Annotated in this window: 8 protein-coding genes and 2 pseudogenes; 8 read left to right on the top strand and 2 right to left on the bottom strand. The window is 47.7% G+C overall.

The window, feature by feature from the left end; genetic code table 11:
* Positions 1–28 precede the first annotated feature (28 nt).
* Both FPZ45_RS13295 and FPZ45_RS13290 read left to right on the top strand, forming a co-directional pair.
* Positions 29–757, top strand: a complete 729-nt coding sequence (locus tag FPZ45_RS13295; RefSeq protein WP_144702338.1) for an NAD(P)-dependent oxidoreductase — start codon at positions 29–31, stop codon at positions 755–757.
* Positions 750–1,196 carry a DUF2269 family protein gene (locus tag FPZ45_RS13290; protein WP_186438380.1) on the top strand — a complete coding sequence of 149 codons (447 nt, stop codon included), beginning with the start codon at positions 750–752 and terminating at the stop codon, positions 1,194–1,196. The genes FPZ45_RS13295 and FPZ45_RS13290 overlap by 8 nt, the downstream gene beginning before the upstream one ends.
* A gap of 98 nt (positions 1,197–1,294) precedes the next feature.
* Here FPZ45_RS13290 and FPZ45_RS13285 read toward each other — a convergent pair whose 3' ends face one another.
* Positions 1,295–2,095, bottom strand: a complete 801-nt coding sequence (locus FPZ45_RS13285; protein ID WP_144702332.1) for a hypothetical protein — start codon at positions 2,093–2,095, stop codon at positions 1,295–1,297.
* The gene (locus FPZ45_RS13280; RefSeq protein WP_246120440.1) at positions 2,079–2,627 is read right to left on the bottom strand and encodes an RNA polymerase sigma factor; all 549 of its coding nucleotides are present in this window, start codon (positions 2,625–2,627) and stop codon (positions 2,079–2,081) included. The genes FPZ45_RS13285 and FPZ45_RS13280 overlap by 17 nt, the downstream gene beginning before the upstream one ends.
* 447 nt (positions 2,628–3,074) lie before the next feature.
* Here FPZ45_RS13280 and FPZ45_RS13275 point away from each other — a divergent pair, with 447 nt between their 5' ends.
* From FPZ45_RS13275 to FPZ45_RS13255, 6 genes and pseudogenes are all read left to right on the top strand, one after another.
* A complete protein-coding gene (locus FPZ45_RS13275; RefSeq protein ID WP_144702329.1) occupies positions 3,075–4,814 on the top strand; it encodes an ABC-F family ATP-binding cassette domain-containing protein in 1,740 nt (579 codons plus the stop codon).
* A 26-nt stretch (positions 4,815–4,840) separates the two neighbouring features.
* Positions 4,841–6,415 carry an ABC-F family ATP-binding cassette domain-containing protein gene (locus tag FPZ45_RS13270; protein WP_144702326.1) on the top strand — a complete coding sequence of 525 codons (1,575 nt, stop codon included), beginning with the start codon at positions 4,841–4,843 and terminating at the stop codon, positions 6,413–6,415.
* 300 nt (positions 6,416–6,715) lie between these two features.
* Positions 6,716–7,831: pseudogene (locus FPZ45_RS13265) on the top strand (response regulator); the annotation flags it as partial.
* 41 nt (positions 7,832–7,872) lie between these two features.
* Positions 7,873–7,940: pseudogene (locus FPZ45_RS26025) on the top strand (PhnA domain-containing protein); the annotation flags it as partial.
* Between the two features lie 336 nt (positions 7,941–8,276).
* Positions 8,277–12,365 (top strand): S-layer homology domain-containing protein, encoded by a 4,089-nt coding sequence (locus tag FPZ45_RS25750; protein WP_246120439.1) that lies wholly within the window; start codon positions 8,277–8,279, stop codon positions 12,363–12,365.
* 191 nt (positions 12,366–12,556) lie between these two features.
* The gene (locus FPZ45_RS13255; RefSeq protein WP_144702321.1) at positions 12,557–12,985 is read left to right on the top strand and encodes a VOC family protein; all 429 of its coding nucleotides are present in this window, start codon (positions 12,557–12,559) and stop codon (positions 12,983–12,985) included.
* Positions 12,986–13,008: the final 23 nt, after the last annotated feature.

The following is a 13,008-nucleotide window of genomic DNA, read 5'->3' as shown; positions in this document are numbered from 1 at the left end:
AATAGCGAAGAGGAAGAGGGAGAGAACGATGAGAATTATAGTGTTCGGAGCAACGGGGAATACAGGGAAGCGGATACTGGCAGCGGGGGTAGAAAAGGGCCATGAAATGACCGCTTACGTTCGGAGTCCAGAGAAGCTGCACGAGCAGCAAGGCGAGAGGATCGCCGAGCAAGTGAAGATGGTCGCGAAGGATATTCTCGATCCGCATAGTGTCTATGAGGCGCTGACTCATCAGGATGTAGCGGTCATTGCGGCCGGGAATGCGGGCCAAGGCGAGGCATTCATTCGCATCGTTGACAACATCGTCACTCAGTGTGTGGATCATCCTCATTTCTCCGGCCGTATATGGGTCATGGGAGGTGCGGGATTGTTGGAGATTGCGGATACCGGATTGACCGGCAACGATCTTCCAGGCTTGCCCCCAGTTTTCCTTATTCACCAGCGAAATCTAGATCGGCTTCGACAGACCCAGTTGGATTGGTCCATCATGTGCCCCAGCACCATGACGGAGACCCCTGCGGCGTATGCGTTTGATCGTTTGAATATAACCGTCGATCGCATTCCCCTGTCGTTCTCGGAATCCGTGAAGGATCTGTCAGAGGAGGAGCTGGCCGGCCAATTATTCAGCCGCATTCAGGAGCTCGACGTCGCTTATGAAGATGTGGTTGCTTGCATGCTTAATCATCTTGAGGCTGACGGACCCTTCAAAGGGAAAAGAGTGGGGATCGCTTACCGGAGAGAAGGTATGGATGTATAACTACTTGTTGTTCTTACACATTACCTCCGCGGTGACGGCGATCGTCTCCGTTGTCGGGTATCCGCTCATCATGAGCGGCGTTCGGTCGACGGAGCAGGCGAAGTTCGGTTTGACGTTGTTGGAGAAGCTAGCAATCTTGCCGAAGCTCGGTGGCACGCTGATGTTCCTTACGGGGCTGGCGCTCGGATACGAACAGACCTATCTTTTCCGACAGTTATGGTATTGGATCGCGATTGCCCTCTTTGCCGTTATTGTCGTCATCATGGCCGTCCTGATTCCAGCTCGCATCAAGCAGCAACGGGCCATTCTGGAACCGATTCAGAGCGGCGCCTTGCCTGATGCCTACCGGAGGAGCCGCCGGCACTCATTGCTCCTGGAGGCTGTTGCTAACGTCGCTGTCGTGATCTCTATTTTACTGATGGTGTTTAAGCCTGTATGAGCATGCGCCCGAGGGGCTCGCGACTAGTTGCTGGTCCCCTACATTTCCAAGGGGAGTAAGCAGAAAAGGCACCCATCGGGGTGCCTTTAGATTTCGCTCTATGGTTCTTTCCGAGAATGAGTGGAGAGCACGGTTCCGTGCTCGTCAAGGGCTTCGATCTTAAAGTCCTTAACCGATCCAAGCATATCGGTGAACCAATACCTGGTACCATCCGAACTCGGGAAAATATGCGCTTTCCACTGCTTGCCGGATCCATCGACGACCCGAATGCTTGCGATGTTGGATTGAAATAGTTCTCCAGTAAAAATGCTAAGAACGCCGTATGTGCCCAAAGGAAATTCTATATCTCCCCACGATACCCCAGACACTACGAGGGGCTTAGTCCCCTCTGCTGCTGAACTACCAAAGGCATGAGACCAGCCATCGAGGCCGGTTCCGATAGAACGATCCCCTCCGTAGTCCGTCCACTTCAATAAGTCCATGTATAATTCAGAACTGCTTGTGGTTTTCGGCAGCGAGGAATAAATCAATACAAAGTTGTTGTTAATACGCTCCTCCAGTAGAATTTGTCTCTGGGGTTCCGCGTTACCACTATGATTAATCAATGTGTCCCGGAATTGCGGAGTGAGTGCGTCGGCTACTCCTTCTGCTTTGGACGGAGATGCTGGCGCAACGTTTAATTTAGGAAAATTCATAGTTAGGGAGAGCACGCATACGGCTGCGACAATCATCACCGCTCCAAACATTTTTTGCTTATTCAATAAAAATGATCTTCTTGCAGGCATTTTCAGTGCCTTTGAATAAATTCTGGCAGCCAGTTCCTCAGTGAAAATGCGCGTTCGAACCGGCTGATCCTTCTCCAGATCGTAATACCAATGGGGCTTAGATAAATTGTTCATTCACATCTTCCTCCTCCAGAAGCCTTGATAATTTTTGTCGGGCACCAAACAATCTCGACTTCGCGGTTCCTTCGGGTATGCCGAGCAGCGAGGCAATTTCTTCTATTGACAGTTGAAGCCTCGCATGAAGCAGTAGTATCTCACTATATTTGGCAGGCAGACTGAACACTCTACGCCAAACTTCGTTCGTCGCTTCTTCGTCAAGGAATGCTTCCTCTGCAGATCGATGGTTTCCTCTCGGGACGATTCGATCGAGCAACAGCGCTCTTCTGAAGAATGCTGAATTTCTATAGTTGTAGCTCAGGTTTCGCGTAATACGGAGCAGCCAAGTTTTTACGGATGCTTCCCCACGGAATGAAGCAAACTGACGGTATGCCCTCAGAAATACATCCTGTGAAATATCTTCAGCCATGCTTCTGCTACGGCAAATCAAATAGGCATAGTTACATACTTCCTGTCCATAATCGTGCATTAGTGATTTTAGAGTCTCCGCATCCATGACAACAGCGTGTTTCAAGTGATCGTAGTTCAACAACAATCACCTCCCATATAATAGACAAGATGAGAAGGCTTGGAGTTCATTTCAACCTTAGATAATTCCAATCTTATTATAATTTCGCTATTGTAAGGCGATATGAAGGAGTTTGTTCTCTGTGGAAAGCAAAGTCCCCTCCACCGCTTTGGTAGAGGGGACTAGCATAAAAAACTTCCGCAGGTCAAATATTTAACGCGGTCCAACATTCGATCGGACGGGATTTTTGTGGCGAAATTTGGTTAGAGCAAGGCGTAGTAAAATGTATGTGATAAGCTGGTTCTATTTTGTGAAGCAATGAAGTGGAAAAGTTAGGCTATTCGTCAGGATACAAATAGATTGAGATTGGTTGTAAACAGTGTTACTCTAACGACGGTAAACTTATAATCTATGTTCTTCAATACATCCAATAATAGTCACCATTTTAGTTATAAGAAAGGTAACACTATGATAAAAGTTGAAAACTTATCCTTCTCATTTCCGCAAAAGGAACTATATACAAACATTTCATTTACGCTTGAAGAGGCACAACATTGTGCTTTTATTGGAACAAGTGGCAGTGGTAAAAGTACACTGATAGATATACTGATGGATCCAGAAAGATATTTGTTCGAGGGCAAGTTAGAGATAGATCCAGCCTGCAGAATTGGGTATGTAAGTCAGTTCTCTCAACTAGACAGAACTAAAGAAACAACTGTTTTTGAATATATCGGAGAAGAATTTATTAAGGTACAAAATGAGATACAATCTATTTGTGCTGAAATGGAAACATCATCAGACATTGATCCGCTCCTAGAAAAGTATCAATTAGCTTTAGATGTTTTTGATGCAATGGGTGGGGGAGATTTTGAAAGCAACATTAATAAGAAACTAAATCTAGCAAACCTCATGAAGCTAAAAGATGTTAGGGTATCCGATCTGAGTGGCGGGGAATTCAAACTCATTCAAGTGATGAAGGAAATGCTTAATAGTCCAGACTTAATGATTATGGACGAACCAGATGTATTTTTAGACTTTGAAAATCTAAATGCACTTAAAAATCTGATTAACGCTCACAAAGGCATACTGCTAGTTGTTACGCACAACCGATATTTATTGAATCATTGTTTTAACAAAATTATACACCTTGAAAACATGGAGATCCAAGAGTTCGATGGGCGATATATTGATTATAATTTCTCATTACTGCAGGCAAAAATTGAGTTACAAGAACTCACAGTCGCCGAGGAAGAAGAAATTGAGAGAAACGAGAAAATCATCAATAATCTAAGAGCTATTGCAACTTATAATGCAGATGCCTCTAGAGGTAGAGCGTTAAAAGCTAGAGTTAGTTTTCAAGAGAGATTGGAAGCACGTAGAATTAAAGCGCCATTTGTTGATATTAAGCAGCCGACTATCAGTTTCGGTATGGATAATGAAATTGAAGACACCGCTGTTATACATGTCAGTAATTATAGTGTTGCCTTTGATGAGTTGCTTTTAGACAATGTTAATTTTGAGATACAATCTACGGATAAAGTGGCCATTATCGGTCCAAACGGTACCGGAAAAACGACTTTACTTAGAGAAATCTTTAACAATAATCATGATTCAATTAAAATAAATGCTGATGCTAAAGTGGCTTATTTATCACAGCTTCAAGGTGAAATGCTAAATGATTCTAATACAATATTAGAAGAATTCATCGATGCTGGGTTTAACACTTATGATGAGGTTAGATCGTATCTTTCAAACTATGGCTTTGAAGGAGAAATCGTTAATCAAAAGATAGAAACTTTATCCGGCGGAGAAATAAATATGCTTCAATTAGCTAAAGTTTCTGCCGGTAAAGCAAACGTATTGCTTCTTGATGAACCGACAAGTCATTTAGACACCTATGCACAAATTGCGCTGGAAAAAGCCATTGAAGACTATAAAGGCGCGATTCTCATGATATCTCATGATTTCTATTCTGTTGTAAATGGTATGGACTATGTATTAATCATTGACGATAAGACGATTAGAAAAATGAGTATGCGAAAATTTAGACAGATGATTTATGCTAGCCATTTTGATAAAGACTATTTAGAAACGGAACAAAGTAAAAAATCAGTTGAAATGAAAATAGAATTGGCTTTAAAAGATACTGATTTTGAACTTGCAAAAGGATTAGTTGATGAGCTAGAAGCGCTGATTAAGTTGCTTTAAGTGTTGGAACCAGAAGGGTGATAACCATGAGCGTAATACGGTTGGAGAACGTCACGAAGAAGTATGAAGAGTCCATGATTTTTCGCGACATTTATTTTCGAGTTATGCAAGGGGAACGTATCGGCCTAATCGGACGGAACGGCGCCGGCAAGTCGACGGTATTTAAGCTCATCATGGGCAAGGAAGAGCCGACGTCCGGCAGAGTAGAAATAGATCCTCAGGTGAGAATCGGATATTTCTCGCAATTCTCGGAACTCAGCGGAGGCATGTCCGTTCAGCAAGAACTAGAAGCATGCTTCAAGCAGGTTGCTCTAATTGAACGAGAGCTGCAAGAGGTCGGAGATAAACTGGGTGTGGTTACCGACGATAGCGAGATGAATGCGCTGCTAGCAAGGCAAGCGGAGTTATTCGAACAGATGAATCATCTCGATGGCTGGAACGTTTCCGTCGAGATTAATACGGTGCTTACGAAGCTAGGGTTCAATGACAGATCTCGCAATCAGCCAATCGATGAGTTGTCCGGGGGATGGCGTAACCGCGCGGCGCTCGCGAAGATGCTCATCGAGCTGCCCGATGTCGTTCTGCTCGACGAGCCTACGAATTACTTGGATATGGAAGGGATCGCATGGCTGGAGCAGTGGCTGTACCGATTCAAGGGAGCCATGATTCTGGTGTCGCATGACCGGCAATTTATCGACAAGGTCGTCACGCGCACGATCGAGATCGAGAACTATCATTTTCAGGAATACGAGGGCAACTACACAGATTACGTCCGCAAGAAGAAGATGCGCAAGAAGGAGCTGGACCGCCAGTTTGAGTGGGAGGAAGAGCTGCTGCTCATGGAATCCGAGGCGATCGACGATCGCGCGAACCGGAAATCCGGTTCCAAAGACCGTCTCTCGCGGAAGCTGGCGGATAACAAGAAGCGGATAGAGCCTCATCCCGTTAACGTACTGATTACCGACATCTACGAGAGGTTGCGCTTTCCCGACAAGCTATGCGAAGTGAAGAAGATCGGGCAGACATACGAGGGCAGGCAGATCTTCGAGAACGTTAGCTTCGATATTCAGAAGGAAGATCGCTTGGTCATCGTGGGACCGAACGGAAGCGGGAAGTCCACGCTTATTAAGGCGCTTACCGGGCAGGAGAAGCCGGATTCCGGGCAGGTTGTCTGGGAGAAGGGAGTTAACTACGCCTATTTCAACCGGATGTGGGAGGAGCTTGATCCTAAGGATACCGTCAGCCACGCGGTGAATACGTATGGATTGGGACTGGACGCTCCGCGCAAAAAGGTGAACAAATTCCTAGCTATGCTGCAATTCTCCGAGGCGGATCTGAGCAAGGCGATCGGCAATCTGTCCGGCGGGCAGAAAGCTCGGGTGGCGCTAGCTAAGTGTCTTCTCTCGGGTGCGGCTGTTATTATCTTGGACGAGCCGACCAACCATCTGGACCTTACGAGCATACAGGTTATGGAGCAAGCTCTGATTCATTTTCCCGGCGCGGTCATTACGGTAAGCCATGATCGATTCTTCATCGATAAGATCGGGACCAAGATGCTGACCTTCGATCCGGTAACGGGAGTGACCGAACAGAGCTTGTAAGAGAAAAGTCCCGCATGGACTACGGGCGGCTCTAGCCAGAAAAAAAAGCTTCGATGCTAGACGGTAGCAAGCATTAACATAAAGCTATGCAAAGAAGGCACTCAACTGAGTGCCTTTTAATTTCGCTCTATAGATGATACGGAGAGCCTTATCATAAGTAGGGCGTGTGCTGGTTAACAGAAGTGTATTGTAAGCGCGAACTTAAAGTTTTCTTTGTAATTCCCAAGTGGTCCCATCTACCATGATAAAATAGGAGGAGAAAAATCGACATAATTCGAATTCGGTTCAATGAGGTGACTTATGCTGCGAGCAATACTAGTCGACGATGAGCAACCATCACTGGATTTGCTTGAAAGGCTGTTGATAACGATCGGAAACATCGAGATTGTCGGGATGTTTACGAAACCGGATGAAGCGATAAATAAGTTATTGCAGGAGCGCATAAATGTTGTGTTTTTGGATATTGAAATGCCTGGTTTGAACGGTATCGAGGCGGCCGAACATATCATGGCGATTGATCCCGGAATCGATGTGGTTTTTGTGACAGCATGTCATCATTATGCAGTCGAAGCCTTTGAGCTGGATGCCATCGATTACGTGCTGAAACCAACCACAGCAGAACGATTAAGCAAGACTATCGCACGGATTATGGCAAAACAGAGCGCCGGTAAGCAAGAAAAATTCAAAAAGGAGAGGCAAACAAGGAAGTCCCGATTTATCTGTTTTGGCCGTTTTGAATGGATAAGCGATGCGAACGCGGAACTAACATTTCCGGTAAAATGGAGAACATCCAAGGAACGCGAACTGATGGCGTATCTCGTTCATCATCGGAATACGTTTGTCATGAAAGAGAAAATTCTGGAGGATATTTGGCCTAATGCAAATTTGGAGCAAGGTACCACATTTTTGCACACCTGTATCTATCGCATCCGGAAAAAGATAGCGAGTTTCGGTGACAACTACAAGCTGGAGTTTCATAACAACTGCTATCGTTTGGAGACGCGCGGGGGAGAGTGTGATGTCGCCGAATTTGAACGGGTTACTAGCGGTGAAATGGTAAATACGCCGGATTCTATCGGCGAATTCGAGAAGATAGCAGACCTATATAAAAGCAATTATATGGAGGAAGATGGTTTTGATTGGACTCAGCAAGCGAAGGAAAAGTACAAAAGCGATTATTTTGAGTTAATGAGACGAATGGCGGACTACTATCTCTCCGTACAAAATCACCGCGCGGCGGAGCATTGTCTGCGAAGCGCCCTTCTTCAAAATCCTTTCCTTGACGACATCAATGAAAGGTTGCTTCGGATCTACGCGAAGATGGGCGACCGCTTGTCCATGCAGCAGCATTACGAACGATTTACGAAGCTGCTGCAGGAAGAACTGGAGACCACCCCATTAAAATCCACCGTTCAATTATTTACCGAGTTGTACTACGGCGATGACAACCATGATGAGATATCGATTGCAAAATCGATGGGTTCGGCGCGATGAAATTAAATCCGAGTTCGTGAAAAAGGCATAGGATGGACTTTGCGTACGACTCTAGCAATTTTGCAAACAAGGAAGCGAGCCTTTAAGGGCCGCTTCTTTCGTTTTTTAAGGGCGCAAAATATTAGCCTTCCTCTTTCTGGGCATGCAATTCTAAGGCGAGTCCGAACTCTATCTCCATCTCCCAATCCTCCAGTGACAGAAGCCCCACGCTTTTCGCGAAATACCCGAGGGACTGCGTATCCCGACGAAGATACCCCTTAATAGGTATTCAGGAATGAGTGCTTCTCCTTTAAGATAAGAACATTCATTCATAATTCGGATAGGGTCAGGCGAGAGCAGCTAGATCGTGAACAGTGGAGGAACAAATATGAAAGCAAGAAAGTGTCAATTAAAGCCGAAAAGACTTATTTGGATTTGGATGTTGGTCATTAGTCTGGTCATTCCGTTGTTGCCTGTGCAGCAAGCGACGGTTCAAGCCGCCGGTGTCAAGGAATGGCAATCCGTGGGCGGTGCGGGTCTTACTGCAAGCCAGGCTATGTATACATCGATTGCGATAGACAACGGCGGCACCCCTTATATTGTCTATATGGATGGTGGGAACTCTAATAAAGCGACTGTGATGAAATACAGTGGAAGCAGTTGGGTGACCGTAGGTCGTGCGGGCTTCTCGGCAGGTCAAGCTGAATATACAAAGATAGCGATAGACAGCCGTGGTACCCCATACGTTGTCTATAGGGATGTTGAAGACGCCAATAAAGCGACCGTGATGAAATATGACGGAAGCAGTTGGGTGACCGTAGGCCGTGCGGGCTTCTCGGGGGGTGGGGTTAAGGATATATCAATAGCAATAGACAATACAGACACCCCGTATGTTTCTTATGTAGATTATAGTAACTCCTTTAAATCGACCGTAAAGAAATACGATGGAAGCAGTTGGGTGACCGTAGGCCGTGCGGGCTTCTCAGCAGATCAGGTTCAATATCCAACGATAGCGATAGACAGCGATGGCATCCCTTATGTAGCCTATTATGATTCTGGGAACTTCTCAAAAGCGACTGTGATGAAATACGACGAAAGCAGAAGCAGTTGGGTGACCGTAGGCCGTGAGGGCTTCTCGGCAGACATAGCTAATTTCACATCAATAGCAATAGATAGCAGCGGCACACCTTATGTTGCTTTTTCGGATGTTGAGAAGGACTTAAAAGTGACAGTGATGAAATATGACGAAAGAAGAAGCAGTTGGGAGACCGTAGGTAGTGCGGGTTTCTCGGCAGGTACAGCTTATTATACATCAATAGTGATAGACAGCAGCGGCATCCCATATGTTGGCTATACGTATGGTGGGAACCCGAACTCTAATAAAGTGACCGTAATGAAATATGACGAAAGCAGAAGCAGCTGGGAGACCGTAGGCAGTGCGGACTTCTCGGCAGGTAAGGCTTATTCTTTCTCGATGGCAATGGACAACAGCGGCATTCCTTATGTTGTCTATTCGGATGGTGAAAACTCCTTCAAAGCGAACGTTATGAAATATTCTGCGATGCCTCTGTATACCGTGAGTGCAGCCGCAGCCTCGGCAGCTCCCGGAGTTGGAGTGGACGAGGCGGTCACGCTGACAGTGAAGGACTCGATGGAGAACACGGATACGACGTTTAGCGGAGCGCACAATGTGACGATTTCCGGTTATACAGCAGCGCCCGACGGCTCTTATGGCAGCTTTAACGGGACGGTTTTGACGGCAGGGCCGAACACGATCAGCGTTACGTTTGCGAATGGCGTAGCGATAGCGAACCTGAAGCTGAACAAGGCGGCGGCGCAAACGATCGGTTTCAGCGTGGCGGGCGTGGCAACGCCGGCAGCGAATACGGTGAGCATCACGCCAGAAGCGGGAAGCACGGCAGCGATGGTACTGAACACAGACATTACAGCTCCAGTCAGCAATGGAGGTTCGTTCGCGCAGCAGCCTATTGTGACGCTTCTTGATGCTTACGGGAATACGAGTACGGGAGATAGCAGCACGATCGTGACGGTATCGAAGAAGGATACGGGTACGTGGACGCTGACAGGAACAGCAACGTCGACGGCGAGCTCTGGCGTGGCAACATTTGCGGATCTTGGCGCAACGAATGCAGCCGAGGTGACAGGGGCACGGCTCGCATTCGATGCGACAGGTTTGTCGCAGAGGACGAGTACGATCGTAACGCTTCCGGCTCCTGCACCGGCGCAAACGGTCAGCGCGTCCGCCGCTGCGGCGACTCCCGGAGTCGGCGCGGATGATGCGGTCACGCTGACGGTGAAGGACGCGCTGGGCAACACGGATATGACGTTTAGCGGAGCGCGCGATGTGACGATTTCCGGTTATACAGCGGCGCCCGACGGCTCATATGGCAGCTATAACGGGACGGTCTTGACGGCAGGGCCGAACAAGATCGGCGTTACATTTGCCAGTGGCGTAGCGACAGCGAATTTGAAGCTGAACAAGGCGGCGGCGCAAACGATAGGGTTCAGCGTGGCGGGCGTGGCAACGCCGGCAGCGAATACGATAAGCATCACGCCTACAGCGGGAAGCGCGGCTGCGATGGCGCTGACTACGGACATTACAGCGCCAGCCAGCAATGGAGGCGCGTTCGCGCAGCAACCGGTCGTGACGCTTCTAGATGCATACGGGAATATAAGCGCGGGCGACAGCAGCACGGTCGTGACGGTATCGAAGAAGGATACGGGCGCGTGGACGCTGACAGGAACAGTAACGGCGACGGCGAGCTCGGGCGTGGCAACATTTGCGGATCTTGGCGCAACGAATGCAGCCGAGGTGACGGGGGCACGGCTCGCATTCGATGCGACGGGATTGATGCAGATGACGAGCCGGACGGTAACGCTTCCTTGGCCTGGAACAGTCGCGCCGAGCGTGGAGTCGGTTACAGCAGGAGACAGCCATGTGCTTTTGACTTGGAGTGAAGTGTATGGGGCAGACGGCTATGCTGTGTACCAACGGACAGCTTCCGGCACATATGGAGATGCGGTAGCTACAGTGACCGGATTATCGTATGATGCCACCGGATTAACCAATTGGACAACGTATTATTTTGTTGTGAAAGCCGTGAATCCATCCGGAATCAGCGCGGCTTCTAATGAAGTGAGCGCTACGCCGCAGGCTCCGGCTCCCGGAGTACCGGTGCTGGGGCCAGCTACGCCGGGAGATGCCCGAATAAGCCTAACATGGGATCCGGTGCTCGGTTCCACTGGGTACAAAATATTCAAAAGTACGGCCTCTGGCGCTTATGGATCAGAGGAAGCTTCGGTAAGCGATTCGGTATACGGCTATGATGCCACCGGATTAACGAACGGCACAACGTACTATTTTGTCATCCAAGCGACGAACCCGACAGGGGACAGTACTGCGTCCAATGAAGTGAGCGCAACGCCGCGAACGGTTCCATCGGCTCCAACGGGCGTAACCGCGGTAGCTGGCAATGGACAAGCAATGGTAAGCTTCGCTACCCCGGCGAATGGCGGAAGCGACATCACTTATTACGAGGTTACGGCTATGCCGGGAAATATTACCGTAACAGGGACGGGGAGCCCGATCACGGTAACAGGGCTATCCAACGGAGTAGCGTATACTTTTACGGTGCAAGCTGTCAATAGCGCGGGCAGCAGCGAGGCTTCCGACGCCTCTCATTCCGTGACGCTGAGAAAACCATCCAGTGGCAGTAATCCATCGACGCCATCTTCAACGTCTGAGACACCTGCTACGACACCTGACCCGGAACGGACACCTGGTTCTCCACAGCCTAAGGTAGGTGTATTTAACAGCGGTATTGTTAATGAAATCAATTTAATAAAAACAATTGAAGCCAAGGTAGCGGGGGCGAAGAAAGCAAATGTTACGATAAATATTGCTGACATTAAAGGGCACTGGGCTGAAAAGACGATCGGTATTTTCTATAAACTGCAAGTCATTAAAGGCTACGAAGATGGTACGGTTAGGCCGGATGGCAAAATCACGCGCGCTGAGTTTGCGGTGATTCTGAATCGAGTGTTCGATATCCAAGGTGGCAGCAATACGAGTATTGTATTGAAGGACATTGGCGATAGCTGGGCGAAAGAAGCGATTGAGAACCTTGTAGCGGCAGGGGTAATCAATGGCTACAAGGATGGTACGTTCAAGCCCGATAACGCGATTACACGTGAAGAAATGGTCGTTATGCTGTCCCGTATCGTAGATCTTAATAACGTGGCGAAAGATACAACAAAGGGCAATTTCAATGATGTGAATGGTGCTTATGCGGCTGGCGAGATCAAAGCAGCAGCGCAAGCATGTATCGTTAGCGGTAAAGGGGATGGAGGATTCGGTCCCAAGAGTAATGCCACACGTGCAGAAGCGTTGCAGATCATCTTGAACGCGCTGAAGCTTGATCCGCAATTAAAGACGTTGCTCGATTCACTTAACTAGTGCAGATTCCAATTAGAGAGCTAGACACAAAAGCGAAATCATTGTGCCGCGGTGCAAGAGATTTCGCTTTTTGTTATGATACGGTGAGCCTTATCATAAGTAGCGGCAACGGTTTGAATTTACTACATTATTTACATACATACAGAATGTATGTTAAAATGGGTGCTATCATAACCGAGAGGGGTATTATTATGAAAGTATCCAGTTTTTATCCCGTCATTTTAACAGATCAAGTTATTTCCACGGCAGCATTTTACGAGGATTACTTTGGATTCAAAAAGATGTTTGAGGCGAACTGGTATATCAGCTTGAATATGCCCGGCAATGACATCCCGTATGAATTGGCTATTCTAGACGCCTCTCATACGACCATTCCCGACGCATACCGGACAAAAGTAAGAGGGCTGATTCTTAATTTCGAAGTGGACGATGTTGATGCTGAATACGAACGTCTCATTCGGAAAGCCAAGCTACCACTAGAGCTCGATATCCGGAGCGAGGATTTTGGACAGCGGCATTTCATTACCTCCGATCCCAACGGGGTATTGATCGATATCATTACCGTCATCCCACCCTCGAATGATTTTAGTACCCAATATTCCGAAGAGATATGGAAATAAGGGAGGGAATACTTGCAGGAGCT

Source organism: Cohnella terricola, assembly GCF_007786475.1.
Classification (GTDB): domain Bacteria; phylum Bacillota; class Bacilli; order Paenibacillales; family Paenibacillaceae; genus Cohnella; species Cohnella terricola.
The sequence above is the reverse complement of the archived record's forward strand: the minus strand, read 5'-3'. Positions and strand labels throughout refer to the sequence as shown.